Raw genomic sequence first — 18,731 nt, 5'->3', positions numbered from 1 at the left:
ATTCCCTTTCAACGTGTGCCAATAACCAACAAGCTGAAGTGTGGTCATTACGGGCTGCGAAGCCTGATTTTTGGACGTTGACGGGGTGTAGACAAATATAGACATGAAGCGTCGCGGCGAACAGACGACTTTGGTCGTAGGCGGCAACCCTCAGGCGGCGGCAGTAATGACTGCTCGTACGTCGATAGTGCGGGCGAAGAGGCCAGAATTAAAAGCGGGCGCGACCATAAAATCGGGGAAATTAACGCCGCTTATGAACCGGCTCGCCTGTGTGCTGACTCAGCTGTGAACTTCAGGTGGCGCTTTGTAACGTCCCTGGGTTGCCCGGTAATGTCACCGAGGAACGGGGCGCAAAGCTGGATACGGAATCAAGATAACTGCAGAAGTGAGCTGGCTGTTCAGGCTGGTTGCTGCATGCATGACGCAAAACTGGGCATCTGTGTAGCCAGATCGTCGACGATTGCGGCGTCGATATGGGGTAGGGCGTCAATTTCGGCCAGTACGGTGGTCTGGCCGAAACGCTCGATGGCTTGGCGATTGCTGGCAGAGCGTGCCCCGCACATGATCACGCCCAGTACGGGTGTCTGGCGCTGACGCAGCGCGTGCAGGCTGAGCAGCGTGTGGTTAATGGTGCCCAGCCCGCTGCGTGCGACCAGCAATACCGGCAGGTTCAGCAAAGCCGGAAGATCGATCATCATAAGGGTTTCATTTATCGGCACGTACAACCCGCCCGCGCCTTCAACCACCAGGGGGGCGCGGGTTAGAGGTAGACGCAGGCCGGATGTGTCGGGCATTGTGTTTTCAAGTAGTCCAGCTGCCCAGGGCGACAGCGCTGCCTGCAGTATGCATGCCGGAGGGTGTAGCTGGTCGGGACGACGTCGGGCCAGCATGGCGACGGTCTCGGTGTCGCCAGGTTCTTGCGCAACCCCTGTTTGCAGCGGTTTCCAGTAGTCGGCATCCCATGCTCGCGCAAGTATTGCCGAGACCAGTGTTTTGCCAATGCCTGTGTCCGTGCCTGCAATGAAAACGCCTTTTGTCATGGTTTTTTCCATATTCCGTAAGCGACCTGGTAAGTGGATGTTGCACCTGATCGGTCAAATTGCTTCAGTACCTGGCGAAGCTGCCGAGTGCTCAGTGGTATGTGCCCCGGTGCTGGCGTCGTTGCGCCTATGTGCTTTAGGTCGCGCAGAAAAGCGAGCCCGTTTTCATGTTGGTATACATACGGCTCGCTGTGTACACCCCCGCACATGTCCGTCAGGTTCGCGCCAATGACGTGGCTGGTGGGGTAAGAAGGTGTGGCGGGTGTTAAGCCCAGGGCTTTGTGCGCAGTGCGCCATTCATGAAAGGTTTCTTGTGCCAGTGTGGCCACGACCAAGTATCCGCCGGGTTTCAACAGCCCGCTGAGCCTAGCTAGGCCGGTATTCAGGTCGGTAAACCATTGCACGGCCAGACTGGAGCACACGAGGTTATAGCCCCCTTCCAGGTTATCGGGGTGCTCGCCGTCGACCACTTGAAAGCGCGCCGTGCCCGGTAGCGCAGGGCCAGACTGTGCAACAGCCAGCATTTGCGGTGAAATATCGGTAATGGTCCAGTCAGCCGTGCGCAGTCGTTGCGCCAGAGCCTGTGTAAGCAGACCTGTGCCGCAGCCGATTTCCAGCACCTTCGGCCGGGTAGGCCGGGGTAGATCTGTAATCATCTGGGCCAGCTGCACGGCGACTTCTCGCTGCACGTGAGCATGCGCGTCATAGTGCTGTGCGGCTGCGCCGAATCGTGTGGCGATCGTGGCAACAGGCGGGCGGCCAGGCGTATGAGTAGGGCGCGGGTTGTTCATGGTCTGTCTTCCATGAAGTCAGTAGAGTCGGTGATGTGGGCCGATCACAGCGGTAACAAACTCATCGATATGACGTGCGCACCATTCAGGATGAGATGCGGGCAGCATGTGGCCGGCTTCGTCGTGCCAGAACACGCGCGCATGGCGTGAACCGGCAAAGCTGGCGCGTGTCATGGCGGGCGAAACAACGGTGTCGCATCGGCCTGCAAGAACCAGTAAGGGCAGAGCGCTTGCTGCTATGGCCTGACGGCCATCAGCATGGCGCAGCAGCTTAAGGTCGTGCAGCAACGGCTCTGGGTGTGGTGACGCGGGTGGCATGTCAAGATCGCAACGTGTCCTGAACGCCTGCACCACGTCGTGGGTATGCGTAGGAAGTCGCGACAGCATGCGGTCTACAAGTCGGTTGGGAACGCCGTCTTCATAGTCGGGCGCAGCGCAGAAACGTGTGAACCCATTGATGGCGACCAGGCCCACGCAATCAGGGGGCAGGTAGCTTAGCGCTTGCAGAAAGCCCAACGAATGGCCTACTACGATGACGGGCCCCTGGTGTTCCGCGTGCCTGGCGTCACCAAAATACCCGGCATCGGACGCAGTCTGGGGCCAGGCAGGCAGGGCCACGCGCAGCGCCGACCACATCGAGCGGTCAAGCGCCCACCCATGGGCGAACAGCAGGGTGGGCCTGGGCGCATCGCTTGGCGGCTTAGTCATGAGAAGCGGTTCTGTTGCCAAGGCCAAGGTGGGAAGACAGCGCGTTAATCAGCCGGTCAAGATCGTCGCGGACATGAAGGGCGCTGAGAGCAATACGTAGCCGACTGGTATTGGGGGGTACGGTGGGCGGCCGGATGGCGCTTGCCAGCATGCCTTCGCGCTCAAGCGCCGATGCCAGGGCCATAGCCTGGCCTGAATCTCCAATGATGGCGGGCACGATATGCGTGGACGAGGCACCGGTGTTCAGGCCCAGCCGTGCCAACCCGGCTCGCAGGTAGCACGCAGAGTCGGCAAGCTGTGCCCGTTCGGCCTGCATGGTGGGAACCAGATCAAGCGCGGCATCGATAGCCCCCAGCACGGTGGGAGGCAGGGCCGTGGTGTAGATAAACCCTGAGCAGGTGTTTAGCAGGTAATCACACAATGCGCGTGACCCGGCCACGTAAGCACCAAAGCTACCCAGCGCCTTGCTGAAAGTGCCCATAGCCAGATCAACGCCGCCCGGCGCCAGCCCCGAAAGTCCCATGCCGTGGGGCCCGAGTACGCCAGTGGCGTGTGCTTCATCGAGGTAGACAAACGCACCATGGCGTTGCGCCAGATGCGCCAGACTGACGACGTCGGTTTGGTCGCCGTCCATGCTAAAGACACTTTCGGTAATGATGAAAGCCGTTTCAGACCGGTTTGCATGCTTGCTCAGCAGGTGTTCAAGATGATCGAGATCGTTGTGGCGAAAGCGGATCTGCCTGGCACCGGCCGCCATGCAGCCATGGTGCAAACTGGCGTGATTGAGCCTGTCGGTGAAAACGCGTGGCTGGCCGTGCTTGCCTGCGGCAGCCAGAATGGCGGGCAAGACGGAAGCATTGGCCTGCCATCCCGATGCAAACAGCAAAGCGGCCTCAGTACCTTTTAAATGTGCCAGCTTGGCCTCTACGCGTTCGTGCAGGGTAAGGTTGCCGCAGACCAGACGGGATGCCTGTGCACCAGCACCGTAGTGGCTGGCCCACTGTTGAGCCCGCTCAATAAGCGCAGGGTGCTGAGACAAGCCCAGGTAATCATTGCTGGAAAAGTTGACCATGCTGCGATCGCCGACCATGATGCGGCCACGGGCTGCCGGCGTGATACTGCGCAGATGGCGGCGAACGTGTAGCTGTTGTGCGCGTTGAAGTTCAGACAGGAAGACGGTATCGAGCTTGGACATGCTTGCTCTATGGTGGCGATGAAAGTGCTGGCGCGAGGTGCTGTGCATTGCCCCGTCAGCAAAAAGGAGGGGTAATTATAATGACACCCATTATGTTTTCTATATGCTCCGCCACTTCAATGCCCTGCAGGGTGGCAGCATTTTTTTCTACTCATCATGAACTCTTCTTCAACACCCGCCTGGTTTACGCAAGGTCTTGGCCATATCTGGCTTCCCTATGCACAAATGAAAACAATGGCAGCGCCGCTGCCGGTCGTTCGCACGTATGGCAGCCGGCTCGTACTTGCCGATGGGCGAGAGCTTGTAGATGGTGTGGCCTCATGGTGGACCGCCTGCCACGGTTACAACCACCCGCGCATTGCCCAGGCATTGAGACAGCAGCTTGATACCCTGCCACACGTCATGTTTGGCGGTCTGGCCCATGAGCCGGCATTTGAGCTGGCCCGTCGGCTGACGGAGTTGTTGGGGCCAGGCCTGGACCGGGTTTTTTACAGTGATTCTGGCTCGGTGGCTGTAGAAGTGGCCATGAAAATGGCGGTGCAATACTGGCTTAATCAGGGCGAACGTGGTCGCAGTCACTTTCTTGTGTTCAAGGGCGGCTATCATGGCGATACGTTTGGCACCATGGCGGTGTGTGATCCAGAGGAAGGCATGCATACCTTGTTTCAAGGTTTGCTGGCGCAGCATCACTGCGCTGACCTGCCGCGTGACGACGACTCTTTTGCCGGGCTTGACGCGTTTCTTGCGCAAAACAGCCACCAGTTTGCAGGCATACTGGTCGAACCTCTGGTGCAGGGGGCCGGTGGCATGCTGTTGCATGAACCCCAGGTGTTGCGTCGTTTGCGCACTCTGGCTGATCGGTATCAGTTGCCTCTGATTTTTGATGAGATCTTTACCGGCTTCGGGCGCACCGGCTCCATGTTTGCCTTTGAACAGGCGGGTGTGCGGCCTGACATCATCACGCTTTCCAAGGCGTTGACGGGCGGAACACTGCCATTGGCCGCCACGGTGGCCAGCAGTCATATTTTTAATGCCTTCTGGTCTGACGACACTGCTCATGCCTTGATGCATGGGCCTACGTTTATGGCAAACGCGATGGCGTGTACGACGGCACTGGCATCGCTCGACTTGTTCGAAGCCGAGCCCCGCCTTGAACAGGCCGCTGCCGTGTCGCGCGCTCTGGTGGCAGGGCTGGCGCCCTGCAAAGATCTCGATTGGGTGCGAGACGTAAGGGTGCTGGGCGCCATTGGGGTGGTAGAACTGAAGCAGCTTGCAGACAAAGAACGGTTGCGGCAGCGATTTGTTCAGGCCGGCGTGTGGGTTCGCCCCTTTGGTACAACGGTTTATCTGACGCCCGCGCTCAATATCAGCATTGAAGATCTGCACACCCTGACTGAGGCAGTGGTGGGTGTTTTGCGTGCAGAGCGCCCGTAATTTTGTTGTTCAAATCAGACAATTCTGCCGGTTAAATTAAGCCCTAGGGTAAACCCTAGCCTTTATCTAGGGTTTACCCTATAATGGATACATTGATAACGAATTCAGCAAAAAGGGTTCTGAGATGGCAAACATTGCATACGACAAATTAGCTGCGGTTGGTGGCGCTTCCGTCGGCATGGTAACGCCTGGGGCCGTTGTAAATCCAGTTGGTAGCCGCCTTGCACACATGGCGAAGGCCTTTGTGGTGGCGGTTAACAAAACTGACCGCGCTGCGGCACGCTATATGGGCGAGCTGGCGCTGGCTCGCAACGGCTCGCGTTACTCGCACGCGTAATTAATCGCAACACCGCGCTGCCCACATGGGCGGCGTAGCGTTTGAAGGCTCCCTTTCTGGGGGCCTTTTCTTTTTCAACCTCATGTCTTAAAGTTTTTGCTTTGCGCGACCTGGGCCAAGCCCATCAGTCGCGTGTTCCTTTATTCATTGCTACGCCAGACTATTTTTCTGGTGGTGGCACAAAGGGGTTATCGGTGTTTCGCCTATGCTGGCTGGCTGCCTATGTGGGGTCGGTGCTGCTCGCCAATATATTTCTCGACCATTTTCTGCCATTGCCGGGTTTCGGTCTTCTCAGTTTGGGGTCGGTGTTTTTTGCTGCCGTATTCACCCTGCGAGACCGTCTGCACGGCTATGGTCTATCAACCGTGTTGCTGGGCATAGGCTTGGCCGTTGCCGTCAACACCGCAAGCGGTATCGTTCTGGGGCTTAATCCCCGACTGCTCATGGCCTCGTTTGCCTCGATTATGCTGAGCGAACTGGCTGATACCGCTATATTTCAGCGCTTGCGTACACACGGTTGGCATACGCGTGTGCTGGCCAGCAACGCCGTAAGTGTTCCACTTGATAGCCTCGCGTTCACGCTGCTGGCATTTGCCGGCGCGATGACTACGTTTGCCATGGCACAAATTGTTTTTGCAGACGTTCTGGGCAAGTATGTCATTGCCGCCGCCATTGCCTGGTTGCCGTTTTTGTCTATGCGCGAGCGTGCAAGTGCAAGCGTCGCAGCCGCTGGCGGGCCGGTACCGGCGGTAAAAACCGCCTGCGGCACGTATTGAGCACGACCGTACAGCGGCTATTCGTATCTGTAACCTTCGTTGAACACGCCCCCATGCACACCCCTGACCACACTGACGTTCCGGTTGCGGGCGCAAGCTACCGCTGCCCCGAAACCGGCGCCATACTTAAAACCATTACCAACCCCAATCCGGGCATGCACACTCTGCAGGAGCATGTAATCCAATTGCCTGAGCTGTGCCCGGCCTCAGGTAACCCAGGTCCTGGTTCATTTCTGCGCATACGCTATCGCAGCCGTAGTCATTTTCTTGAAGTGTTTTCGCTTGACGTCTATGTGCGCGCGTTCATCGGCCACCCTGTGGTGAGAGATGTCGAAATGCTGACTCAGGTGGTTGCCCGCGACGGCATGCGAGCCCTGGGGCACAAAGTTAAAGTACAGGGCTGTTTTGTGCTGCCGACCCTTAACCAAACAGTACGCACAGCTGTTATTGCACGGCCTGATGTGCCGATCGTACGGCCCAAGCGCGAGTAGTGTGTTGATACCAGTTTGTCATGAAACAGCCGCAGCTGGTCGAGCAATAAGGTCACATGACGCAAGGCTACCCTAATAGGTTCTTGCTGAACGTAGAGCATTTTGTGCCAAATGGTGTCAGGCATGCTTGAGAGCTAACCGCCCGCCATATGTTTAGACGCGTTTTTAACGCCGCTTCCAAATGCGAGTATGCTGGGGTGTACGGTTTTAGCACAAAATAGTCATTTTTGGAGACCCAATATGGCCTGCATATCAGCAAGCAGTCAACAGTGTTTTCCCGTTTTTGGCCGCGGCCATCACTAGCCAGTGTGTGGGGGCTGCATGCAGTCGGCGTTGTCGCAGTAATGATGGTCGTCGCAGGCCGACGTTTGGTTGCTTATGAAAATCGCGCCATTTGTTTTGCTTACACGTCGCTCAGCTTCTTCACCCTGGAATGACAAAACACCCGTCAGAAATGAACTCTTTGGTGCAGAACGGCTTCAGCAGCACGCGCAGGGGCTTGCCACAGCGCAGAAGATAACGCTGCGTCCGCTTCGTGTGCTTTCTCTACCTAAACGGTTGGACGAGAATGCCGCTGTTCTGCTCACCGCCTATCGTGCGAGTGCGGCGGAGCTTGAGAGCGGAAATAGTGTTGAACCTGCGGCAGAGTGGCTGCTCGACAATTATCACGTGGTCGAAGAGCAAGTTCGCCAGATCCGCAGAGATTTGCCTCCCGGTTTTTATCGCCAATTGCCCAAACTGGCTAGCGGGCCGTTTGAAGGGTATCCGCGAGTACTGGGTATTGCCTGGGCGTTTGTCGCGCACACCGACAGCAATTTTGATCCGAATGTCATGGCCAGCTTCATTGCCGCCTACCAGACAGTGCAGCCGCTCACCATTGGCGAATTATGGGCAATTGCCATTACGCTTCGTATCGTGCTTGTCGAGAATCTGCGTCGTCTGGCCGATGAACTGGGGACAGCGCGCAAAGCCAGGATAGAGGCCGACGAACTGGCCAACCGTCTGCTTAAGTCTGTGGAGGAGAGCCCTGCGCCCGACATCAAGGCGCTTACGCGTGACTATGGCGTGTTGTCCGAGATGTTTGCCGCGCAACTCGCCAAGCGACTGCGTAATTTAGATCCAGATAAAACGCCTGCGCTCGATTGGCTCGAACAGCATCTGGCGCTGCAGGGCAGTTCTGTTGATACTGTGGTGCAGAAAGCGCTGCAGCGGCAGGGGGCCTCCAATGTCAGTGTGCGCAACGTCATCACCAGCATGCGTCTGATCTCTGACATAGACTGGGCCGATTGGTTTGAAAGTGTGAGTCTGGTTGACGAAAAACTTCGCAAGGGCAGTGCCTTTGCGGACATGGATTTCGCTACGCGCGATCGGTATCGGAAATCAATAGAACAGCTTGCTCACGGCTCGGGCGTCAGCGAGATTGACGTTGCGCAGGCTGTGCTGGACGCGGCAGGCGCAGACGCGACTATAGATACCCCTGCTAAAGAACGAGAACGTCGCGCCGACCCGGGCTATTACCTTATTGCCGGAGGCCGTGCCGCGCTGGAGGCCACGCTTGCTTATGCACCAGACTGGCGTCTGCGCGTTAGTCGATTCACAATTCGCTGTGGAATAACGGGATATTTAGGCGCGATTCTTGGGGCTAGTGCACTGTTCACCGGCCTCGTCGTATGGATGTGGAGCGAGTCTGACATTTCTCAGGGCGAGCTGTGGTTTTTTCTTGCGTTAGGGTTTATTCCGCTTACAGAGTTTGTTACGGCAGTGGTGAATCGTTTGGTGACCTTGAGCGTCGGAGCGGCAGTGTTGCCAGGACTTGATTTGACGCGGGGCGTGCCCGAACAGTTTCGTACCCTGGTCGCTGTGCCGACAATGCTTAGCAGTAAGGCAGATCTGCTGGCAGATATCGAAAATCTTGAGGTGCATTACCTGTCAGGTAGCGGTGGTGACTTGACGTTCGCCTTGTTGACGGACGGCGTAGACGCCGACACGTCAACGATACCGATCGACGCCAAGATTCTTGCAGCGGGCGTAGCAGCCATAACGACGTTGAATCAGAAATATGGTCCAGGTCCCGCAGGAAGCCGATTTCTTCTGCTGCATCGCACGCGTCGCTATAATCCTGGCGAAGGGAAATGGATGGGGTGGGAGCGTAAGCGCGGCAAGCTGCATGAGCTGAACCGGCTGTTACGCGGTGCAGTCGACACGACCTATGAGCCTGTTGCCGGGTTGTCACAGCAGATGCCCGCTGGCGTGCGGTATGTGTTAACGCTTGATTCCGACACGCGCTTGCCGCGTGATGCTGCCCAAAGGCTGGTCGGGAAAATGGCGCACCCTCTGAACTGGCCTATCGTTGAGGCAGCCGCACACGATCCGGCACTCAAGCGTGTGGTTCACGGCCATGCCATTCTTCAGCCTCGTGTGACGCCTTCTCTTCCCATGCGCAGGGAGGGCTCTGCATATCAACGTCTGTACTCCAGCCCGGCGGGCCTAGACCCCTACGCAGCCGCCGTATCTGATGTGTACCAAGATCTTTTCGGTGAAGGATCGTACACCGGCAAGGGTATTTACGATATTGACGCGTTTGAGTTGGCGTTGGCCGGGCGTGTACCTGACAACACCATGCTCAGTCATGATCTGTTCGAGGGTGTTTTTGCGCGCGCGGGTCTGGCCTCAGATATAGAAGTGGTTGAAGCGTTTCCGAGCCGTTACGACGTGGCGTCCAAACGCCTGCATCGCTGGACGCGCGGCGACTGGCAATTGCTGCCATGGCTGTTTGTGCGACATGATGGCGGCTATGCTGTACCAGCAGTAGGCCGCGGAAAAATGTTCGATAATCTGCGGCGCTCCACACGGGCGGCAATGACGTTTCTCGCACTGGGCGCGGCATGGTTGCTGCCACTGTCGAGCGCATTCCTGGCTACGCTTCTGATCCTCTTGTACATGCTCATCCCAGCCTTGATGCCCACGTTTTTCTCGGTGTTTTCGCGCCGCGGCGGTATTCTGTTGCGCAATCGCCTGCTGGTTTTTGGCAATGATCTTGCGCTGGCCTGTGAACAGGTCTTGCTGTCGCTGATCTTGCTGCCTGACACGGCTTGGAAGATGAGCGACGCCATTACTCGCACTTTGTGGCGTACGTTTGTTACGCACCGCCATATGCTTGAATGGACGACGGCGGCCCAGTCCGCCGGAAGCGTGCGACTGGATCTGGCCGGTTTCTATCGTTGGATGGGGCCCAGCCTTGTCATTGTTCTGGTTATGAGCCTTGGAGTGCTGGTGCTTGAGCCTATGTCGTGGCCGCTGGTACTGACGTTTACGCTGTTGTGGCTGGCTGCACCAGCGTGCGCATGGTGGGTGAGTCGTCCCCGTTCCCTGGCGCCGCAACTGGTCTTGCAAGCAACAACCACTGCTTCATTGCGTCGTACAGCACGACGCACATGGCGTTATTTTGAGGTGTTCGTCACGGCGGAAGACTGTTGGCTACCGCCCGATAACTTCCAGGAAACTCCCAAGCCCGAGCTCGCGCGCCGTACGTCACCCACCAATATGGGCATGTATTTGCTTTCTGCTGTAGCGGCCCGCGATCTTGGCTGGACAGGCACCGCACGCACGGTTGGGCGGCTGGAGGCCACGCTGGGTACCATGCTGAAACTCCAGCGCTATAACGGGCATTTTTTCAACTGGTACGCCACGGATGATATGCATGTATTGGACCCGGCTTATGTGTCGTCGGTCGACAGCGGCAACCTGGCGGGCCATCTGATTACACTGGCCAATGCATGCGAGGAGTGGGTCGGTAACGTGACTGCACCGTATGCCCGCGTCGGGCTGGTCGATAATCTTGGGCTGGCGCGTGATGCCTTGTCAAAGCTTCCCGGTGCCGGTGGCGCCAGGCTGCAGCAGCTCGAAGCGGCACTGGAAGAGTTAGACCTACAGCTGAGTGGCTCGCTTCCCTTGCCATCATTGCTGCCTATGCTTGGTCGCCTGTGTGATAAAGCCGTCCGCACGGCGCAAGCGTTTGTGCCTGCCGTTGCAGACGACGATTCCGTCGATCTGCTGTACTGGATTATGGCATTGCAACTAGCAGTGCGAGAACACGAGAGTGACATGGAAGCGGCGAGTGATACAGCGGCGCTGGACTCTCGATTGAAAGCCATAGCGAAAACTGCGCGTGCAATGGCTGTTGAGATGGATTTCTCATTTTTGCTCGAACCGGACCGTAAGCTACTGTCTATTGGCTATTCGCTGGCAGACAATAGCCTGGACGCCAGCTGCTACGATTTGCTGGCCTCAGAGTGTAGGCTTGCCAGCTTTTTTGCTATTGCCAAAGGCGATGTGCCCTCTAAACATTGGCTGCGTTTGGGTCGCACTGCGACGCCGGTAGGCCGTGGGTCGGCGCTTATATCCTGGTCGGGGTCTATGTTTGAGTACCTCATGCCATCACTCATCATGCGTGCTCCCATTGGCAGCCTGCTTGAGCAGACTAGCCGGCTTGTCGTGCAGCGCCAGCAAGACTATGGTGTGTTGCTGGGCATACCTTGGGGAATTTCAGAGTCTGCGTTCAATGCGCGCGATATTGAATTCACTTATCAGTACTTCAATTTTGGGGTGCCGGGGCTTGGTCTGAAACGCGGCTTGTCTCAGGATAAAGTTGTCGCCCCTTACGCCACAGGGCTGGCCGCCATGGTTGACCCGGAAAACGCCCGCAAAAACTACAAGCGGCTCGCCAACGAGGGCGCGTTGGGACGTTATGGTTTTCATGAGGCGCTTGACTATACCCGGTCGCGCCTGAGTGAGGATCAGACCGTGGCGATTGTGCGCAGCTTCATGGCGCACCATCAAGGCATGACGGTTGTGGCCCTCGCAAATGCCTTGCTTGATGGTCAGATGCGCAAGCGATTTCATCGCGAGCCTATGGTTCGGGCTTGCGAGCTGCTGCTGCAAGAGCGCGTGCCGCGCGATGTCGCGGTTGCGCACCCCAGAGCCGAAGAAGTAAAAGCTTCTGTTGCACCGACTGATGTTGGCGCTGTGATTACGCGACGCTTTGATCGCCTGCCTGCGGGGCCGCCACCTGTTCATATGCTCTCCAACGGACGCTACACAGTTATGCTGACCACCGCAGGTGGTGGATTCAGCCGCTGGGGAGATGTTGCCATTACGCGCTGGCGTCCGGACCCAACCCGGGATCACTGGGGCTCATTTATTTTCATGCGCGACATGCAACGTGGCACGGTCTGGTCGTCTGCGCCTAACCCCGACATGATCGGCACGGTGCGCATGCAGATCGACTTTACGGAAGACAAAGCCGACTTCATGCATCGTGACGGCTCACTCGCCACATCGACTCAAATTGTGGTGTCAGGCGAAAATGACGGAGAAGTGAGGCGCGTGTCGCTGGTCAACAGCGGGCGCAGGCCGCGCGACGTGGAGCTCACCTCATACTCAGAGTTGGCGCTGGCGCCGCCTGCAGCCGACAACGCTCATCCAGCCTTTTCAAAAATGTTCGTGGTGACCGAGTACCTGACTGAGTTTGGCGCGTTGGTCGCGACCCGCCGTCCACGCACACCTGATGAGCCTAGCGTGTGGGCCGCCCATTTTGCGGTGGTGGAAGGCGACATCATCGCGCCCATACAGTACGAGACAGACCGGGCGCGCTTTCTCGACCGGTGTGACTACGGCGTCGCACCGAACAAAATTATCAGCGGTCAAGCCTTGTCGGATACAGTTGGTACCGTGCTAGATCCCGTGTTTTCGCTGCGCTATTGCGTACGTGTCAAGCCAGGGCGGGCGGTGAGAGTCGCATTCTGGACCTTAGTCGCACCGACGCGTGAGGCACTGCTCAACCTGATTGATACCCATCATGACCGCAGCGCTTTCGATCGGGCCAAGACGCTTGCGTGGACCCAGGCCCAAGTGCAGCTGCGGCACTTGGGTATTCAGGCAGAAGAGGCTGCGTCCTTCCAGCAGTTGGCTGCGCCCTTGCTGTACCCTGACTCTCGTTTCAGGGTCGCCTCAGATCTGATTGTGCACGGTGCAGGCAGCCAGTCGGGGCTGTGGCCTCATGGCATCTCTGGCGACCTGCCGATTGTGCTGGTCCGCATTGATGACGCTGAAGATATAGCGCTGATCAGGCAGCTGCTGCGCGCACATGAATACTGGCACATGAAGGGCCTGTCAGTGGATCTGGTCATTATTAACGAGCGTGCATCATCGTACGTGCAAGATTTGCAGAATGGCATAGAGACAGCCGTGCGCAGCAGCCAGGCGCGGCCGCGTATTGGCGACGCACCCGCAAAAGGCGTGGTCTATGCTCTGCGCGCTGATCTGATAACCATGTCAGCACGCGAGTTAATCCAATCTATCGCCCGTATTGTCTTGGTCGCGCGCCATGGTTTGGTGGCGGAGCAGCTTGGCCGGATTGCCGAGTCTTCGTCTCGCACCGGCGCTGAGGCGAAGGCGATGGCGGCGCGTCTGGCGGCGGCTATGTCTGACACACGTTTGGCCAGGCAACACTTTGCTGCATCTTCCTCACCGGATACGGTTGGCTCGGCTAAGGTTGCACGACGGCCTACGCTTGAATATGACAACGGCCTGGGTGGTTTTGGCCTGGATGGTAAAGAGTATGTGATTACGCTTGATGCTGCGCGTACAACGCCGGTTCCCTGGATTAACGTTATCGCCAACCGGAGTTTTGGTTTCCAGGTGTCCGCAGAGGGCAGTGGCTATACCTGGGCGAACAATAGTCAAAATAACCAGCTGACCCCCTGGTCCAATGATCCGGTGCAAGATCCGCCCGGTGAAGTGCTTTACCTGTGTGATAAAAACAATGGTGATCTCTGGAGTCCGACGGCTGCGCCAATCCGCCATGACACGCCTTATATCGTGCGTCACGGTCATGGATACAGCGTATTTGAGCATGAGCATGAGCAAATCGCGTCTACGTTGTTGCAGTATGTGCCCTGGAATGATCCCGTCAAAATATCCAGGTTGACGCTAACCAATAAATCGGAGCAGCGTCGCCAGCTGTCTGTCACAGCGTATGTGGAGTGGGTACTGGGCACCTCACGCGCTGATACTGCGCCATTTCTTATTACGCATATGGATGCCGAGACGGGAGCGATGTTTGCCCAGAACCCCTGGAGTCTTAACAACTCTGGTCGTATTGCGTTCGTCGATTTATTGGGCCTTCAGAGTGCGTGGACGGCTGATCGTCGTGAGTTTCTCGGCGACAACGGCAGCACGGCTGCGCCGCTGGCGTTGATCAGTGCTGACAAGCTTTCGGGCCGCTGTGGGGCGGCTCTTGATCCGTGCGCTGCGTTGCAGTGTGAAGTGTGGCTAGATGGTGGCGAAACCGTCGAACTCGTCGTATTGCTGGGGCAGGCTGATTCGGAAGACGAGGCACGCAAATGGGTGACCCGTTACCGTGGGGCTGATCTGGATGCTGTGCTGGATGACGTCAAAGCCAACTGGGAGAAAATCCTGGGCACCATCCAGGTGAAGACACCCGATCGCGCCATGGACCTGATGTTAAATGGCTGGTTGCAATATCAAACCATCGCCTGTCGCATGTGGGCGCGCTCAGCTTTTTATCAGGCCAGTGGTGCCTATGGGTTTCGTGATCAGTTGCAAGACAGCATGGCACTCATGTTCAGCATGCCTGACGCGGCGCGCGCACAGCTTCTGCGGGCCGCATCCCGCCAGTTTCCAGAAGGTGATGTGCAGCACTGGTGGTTGCCGAAAACGGGGCAGGGGGTGCGCACGCGCATTTCTGATGACAAGGTCTGGCTGGCTTACGCGGCAGCCAATTATGTTTTGCGTAGCGGCGATGAGACCGTGCTGGAAGAGCCTCTGGCTTTTTTGGAGGGACCTGCATTGCTGGATGGTGAACACGATGCCTTTTATCAGCCCACGCTTTCTACCGAGACGGCTTCGTTGTTTGAACACTGCGCCCGTGGGCTGGATCTGTGCCTGGACTTGACGGGTGAACACGGCCTTCCGCTGATGGGTACGGGTGACTGGAATGATGGTATGAGTCGTGTGGGTGAGCTTGGTCGTGGTGAAAGTGTGTGGCTGGGGTGGCTGCTGTTGCGTACACTTGCGCTGTTCGAGCCTATGGCCCGCGAGCGTGACCCGGTTCGCGCTGAACGGTGGCGCCAGCATGCCGGTGACTTGGCCAAGGCCATCGAAGCCCATGCATGGGAGGGGCAATGGTATCGCCGCGCAACCTTTGACGATGGCACCTGGCTAGGCACAACTGACAGTGAAGCGTGTCAGATTGATTCGATTGCCCAATCGTGGGCCGTTTTATCGGAGGCGGCGGTGCCTGACCGGGCAGCCAAGGCCATGGCAAGTTTTGACCGCATGCTGGTACGACACAACGACAGGCTCGCGCTGCTGTTTACGCCGCCTTTTGATGCGCCCAGTCGTGATCCAGGCTACATCAAAGGTTATCCGCCCGGCCTGCGTGAAAACGGAGGGCAGTATACCCATGCCGCGATGTGGGCGGTACTGGCCTACGCACGGCAGGGTGATGGCGACAAGGCGGCTGATCTGTTCGCATTGCTTAACCCGATCAATCACGCACGCACCCCTGAAGCGCTTGAACGTTATCAGGTTGAACCCTATGTAGTTGCGGCAGACGTGTATTCGGTTGCCCCGCATGTAGGACGGGGAGGCTGGACATGGTATACGGGCTCAGCGGCCTGGATGTACCGTGCGGGTATTGAAGGCATACTGGGCCTGCAGCGTGAAGGGCGCGCTGTCGCACTTTCACCGTGTATACCACTTGCCTGGCCGGGGTTCGAGGCCCGCCTGCACCTGGACGACACTCATTACCACATTGTTGTGGAGCACCGCAGTGGTTTGGGCCAAGGCGTAACACATGCGCATAGCGATGATCTTGTTCTTGAGTGCTCGCAGGGGCGGGTGTTGCTACCGCTGGATGGCGGCCGTCACACCGTTATTGTCAGTATTTGAAAGCTACTGATCCAGGGTGGCGCCGCCATCGACGCGCAGATCGTGCAGTGTGATATGGCTGGCACGATCTGAAAGCAGAAACAGCACAGCGTCGGCGATTTCGTCGGGCATGGCAATTTTTTTCAGTGGTATGCCTAGGCGGTAGTGCTCGCCTGACCCGTCAATAACTGTCTGGGCCGAGCTGCCCGCTGCCCACATGGCTTGTTGCATGGGCGTATCGGTAGAACCTGGCGACACCACGTTAACGCGTATGCCAGCGTGTGCCAGCTCAAGCCCCAGGCAACGGCTAAGCTGAGTGACGGCCGCCTTGGAGGCGGCATAGGCACCCATGGCCATACGCGGCGCAGTTGCGGCGTTCGAACTGATGTTGACAATGGCACCTTTGCGGCGGGTTAGCATCTGTTTGGCAACGATGTGGCACAGGTTGAAAACACCGTTTGTATTACAGGCGAAGGTACGCGCCCACTGGTCGGGGCTCAAGTCCGTGATTGCACCCATTTGCAGAACGCCTGCCGCACATACGAGTTTGTCGATCGGCCCCAGTTGGCGCGTACCGTTGTCGACGGCCTGTGCGACGGCATTGAAATCGGCGACATCTACCGTTTCCAGGTAAAGCGCGTCTGGATAGCTGGACTGCCACGATTGCAGTGGTGTGATATCGAGATCAAGCGCTACAACGCGTGCCCCCTGATCCAGCAATTGTCGGGCGACGGCAGCGCCAATGCCACGGCCAGCGCCACTGACGACGACACACTGTTGGGAGAATTCTTGGGTGTTGACGGCGTTCACGCGTGTTCCTGGTGAGGCGATACGGGCAGCCCTGATAGCTGGCCTTGCAGGCTGTCGGTGGTAACACATACCCCGCAGCGCTGCGATACATATTTGATTCCCATGGCGTGCTCTTCGGCTGAAAAGTCTGCCGTGGCATCGGTGACGAAAAACGGCTGAATGTCATTCATGAATGCATCCAGCGCTGTGGTGAGGCAGCCAATGTGAGCATAAATGCCGGTAATGAGCAGCTGATCGCGGCCTTGCTCTTGCATGAGCTGCTTGAGGTCAGACCGGAAGAACGCGCTATAGCGCCATTTGGTCTGAACGGCATCGTGTGCTGCGGGAGCTAGTTCGGCGATGATTTTTTCTTGGCCCGCATTGCGTGGATCGCTTAGGCCCGGGCCCCAGAAGTCAGTTAATAATGCTCTGTCTTGGGGCGGCTGAGTTGTAGGCTGCGCCGTGTAGATGACCGGTATGCCTTGAGCGTGACACAACTTGCGCAACTGCTGAATATGCCTGATCAAGGTAGGCACGGGCTCGGCCTGCATATCGTATTTTTTAAGAAAATAGTATTGCATGTCATGGATTAGCAATACGGCCCGGTTGGGCTCGGCAGTCCAGTCAGCCCTGTTTTCAAAGGCAACCTGGGGCATTGAGTACGCAGCGATGGCGGGGATGCTCACGGCTAAACTCCTTGTTTCATGGCAAAAAATGCAAGCCCGGCTGCCAGGATGGCGGCCGGGCGGGGTGGATTACTTCAGGCTGATTTTGCTAAGACGATCACCGGTTTTGTCATCTTTTCCACGCGCTTTATTCAGGGCGAAGATAGCGCCTTTGCCGTCGGTGGAGATATGGTTGGGGAGACTGCCACCGTCCAGGTTGGCGACAAGCTTGCCGTCAAGGTTGATTACGGCAATGGAGTTGCCGCCGCGACTCACGGCGTAGGCCAGTTTGTTCTTGGCATCCCATGTAATGTTAAGTGGGCCCGCGCCTACTTTGACATCATGCAGAATTTTTCCGTCTTTCAGGTCGACCAGCAGTACGTTGTCGGTAGCCTGTGATGCCACAAACAGTGTATTGGCTTCAGGGGCCACCGCTACGCCGCTGGCAGCCTTGGCACCCGGCAATGGATAAACGTGTTCGACTTCTTGTTTGCCCAGATCAATGACCACAGCCTCGTTGCTTGTGCGGCTGACCGTGTACAGTTTGCCGTTGCTGGCATCAAGTGCCATGCTCATGGGGCTGATGCCCTCACGTGACTTGGACTTCATGACGATCGTGCCGATATGCTCGAGTTTTTGCGTGTCAAATACGGCAATCTCGTTGCTGCCGGTGACCGAAGCATACGCACGGTGGTGTTTGCTATCGACGACTATGTCTCGTGCGTGCGGTACCAATTCGTTCGGAAACTGCTTGACCAGTGCCAGGTCGGCCTGTTTATAGACAGCCACGGTGCTGGCACGTGTGTTGCTAACCCACACTGTTCCCGCGTCGTCATCGACGGCAACGCCGTATACCGCCATGACCTGGCCTTTCTCGTTCGAGGGGTCAGCGGCAGGTGTAATGCTTGCTTCAACCTTAAGGGTATCGGCATTAAGCTTTGTAAGCGTGGATGCTTTGACGGGAGGGCGGCCCACGGAAGAGGTCACGAACAGGGCGTTGGTCGCGGCGCTGTAGGCGCTCTGGTATACGCTGGGCGAGAGCGAAGCCGAAGTGATCGTGAATTTTTCTGCGCCGGTATAGTTGATGTCAGGCGATATCTTGAATTCAAAAACTTTGGCGGCCGACGGCTTGGCAACCTGCACGACAACAGGGTGCAGCCCCGTCGCTGCGGTTTCTGGTACGGAAATCGTGGTGCTGAATTTACCGTCTTGGTCAGCAGTAAGTATTTTGTCTTTGGCGATATTGTGGCCGTTGCGCAGTAGCTGAACCTCTTGCCCTGGCTTAAAACCGCCGCCTTTTACTATGGCTTCTCCGCCCGGGTGCACAACGCCCGTACTAAACACTGAACCATTAAAGTTTGTGTCAGGCTGATCAAACACGGTGTCCGCCTGCACGCTGCCAGTCGAGATCGCCAAAGCGGCCAGTACCAGGGCTGTTGTTTTTAGCACTGTTTTTCTGTAATTACCAATGCAAAAGAGAGTGGTTTGCATTTAACTTCCTTGAAATGATCTGAATAAACAGTCTGAAGACTGAGAGGGGGTATGTATCAGGC

Annotated in this window: 10 protein-coding genes and 1 pseudogene; 5 read left to right on the top strand and 6 right to left on the bottom strand. The window is 57.2% G+C overall.

What is annotated here, in order from left to right:
- Nucleotides 1-398: 398 nt before the first annotated feature.
- From bioD to bioF, 3 genes and pseudogenes are all read right to left on the bottom strand, one after another.
- Nucleotides 399-1,831: pseudogene (bioD, locus tag FQ179_RS22960) on the bottom strand (dethiobiotin synthase).
- Nucleotides 1,832-1,849: 18 nt separating this feature from the next.
- The gene (locus tag FQ179_RS16905; RefSeq protein WP_149398495.1) at nt 1,850-2,539 is read right to left on the bottom strand and encodes an alpha/beta fold hydrolase; all 690 of its coding nucleotides are present in this window, start codon (nt 2,537-2,539) and stop codon (nt 1,850-1,852) included.
- Complete coding sequence (gene bioF / locus FQ179_RS16900; protein WP_149398494.1) at nt 2,532-3,734, bottom strand: 8-amino-7-oxononanoate synthase; 1,203 nt, start codon at nt 3,732-3,734, stop codon at nt 2,532-2,534. Before bioF ends, FQ179_RS16905 begins: the two co-directional genes overlap by 8 nt.
- A gap of 156 nt (nt 3,735-3,890) precedes the next feature.
- Here bioF and FQ179_RS16895 point away from each other — a divergent pair, with 156 nt between their 5' ends.
- The 5 genes from FQ179_RS16895 (at nt 3,891) to FQ179_RS16875 (ending at nt 15,745) form a co-directional block, all read left to right on the top strand.
- The gene (locus FQ179_RS16895; protein ID WP_149398493.1) at nt 3,891-5,168 is read left to right on the top strand and encodes an adenosylmethionine--8-amino-7-oxononanoate transaminase; all 1,278 of its coding nucleotides are present in this window, start codon (nt 3,891-3,893) and stop codon (nt 5,166-5,168) included.
- A gap of 124 nt (nt 5,169-5,292) precedes the next feature.
- The gene (locus tag FQ179_RS16890; protein ID WP_149398492.1) at nt 5,293-5,505 is read left to right on the top strand and encodes a hypothetical protein; all 213 of its coding nucleotides are present in this window, start codon (nt 5,293-5,295) and stop codon (nt 5,503-5,505) included.
- Between the two features lie 41 nt (nt 5,506-5,546).
- A complete protein-coding gene (locus tag FQ179_RS16885) occupies nt 5,547-6,281 on the top strand; it encodes a VUT family protein (RefSeq protein ID WP_223146287.1) in 735 nt (244 codons plus the stop codon).
- A 53-nt stretch (nt 6,282-6,334) separates the two neighbouring features.
- A complete protein-coding gene (locus tag FQ179_RS16880; protein ID WP_149398491.1) occupies nt 6,335-6,772 on the top strand; it encodes a hypothetical protein in 438 nt (145 codons plus the stop codon).
- A gap of 378 nt (nt 6,773-7,150) precedes the next feature.
- The gene (locus FQ179_RS16875) at nt 7,151-15,745 is read left to right on the top strand and encodes a GH36-type glycosyl hydrolase domain-containing protein (RefSeq protein ID WP_149398490.1); all 8,595 of its coding nucleotides are present in this window, start codon (nt 7,151-7,153) and stop codon (nt 15,743-15,745) included.
- Between the two features lie 3 nt (nt 15,746-15,748).
- Here the strand turns inward: FQ179_RS16875 and dhbA are convergent, their stop codons facing one another.
- The 3 genes from dhbA to FQ179_RS16860 all read right to left on the bottom strand — a co-directional run bounded on the left by dhbA (nt 15,749) and on the right by FQ179_RS16860 (nt 18,669).
- Nucleotides 15,749-16,534, bottom strand: a complete 786-nt coding sequence (gene dhbA / locus FQ179_RS16870) for a 2,3-dihydro-2,3-dihydroxybenzoate dehydrogenase (protein ID WP_255475040.1) — start codon at nt 16,532-16,534, stop codon at nt 15,749-15,751.
- Nucleotides 16,531-17,199 carry an isochorismatase family protein gene (locus tag FQ179_RS16865; RefSeq protein ID WP_149398488.1) on the bottom strand — a complete coding sequence of 223 codons (669 nt, stop codon included), beginning with the start codon at nt 17,197-17,199 and terminating at the stop codon, nt 16,531-16,533. Before FQ179_RS16865 ends, dhbA begins: the two co-directional genes overlap by 4 nt.
- A gap of 69 nt (nt 17,200-17,268) precedes the next feature.
- On the bottom strand, nt 17,269-18,669 hold the full coding sequence (locus FQ179_RS16860; protein ID WP_149398487.1) for a YncE family protein: 1,401 nt from the start codon (nt 18,667-18,669) through the stop codon (nt 17,269-17,271).
- Nucleotides 18,670-18,731: the final 62 nt, after the last annotated feature.

This window comes from Pusillimonas sp. ANT_WB101, assembly GCF_008369125.1.
In the GTDB taxonomy this organism is placed as follows: domain Bacteria; phylum Pseudomonadota; class Gammaproteobacteria; order Burkholderiales; family Burkholderiaceae_B; genus Allopusillimonas.
Note: the sequence above shows the minus strand (reverse complement) of the source record. Positions and strands in the feature narration are given on the sequence as shown.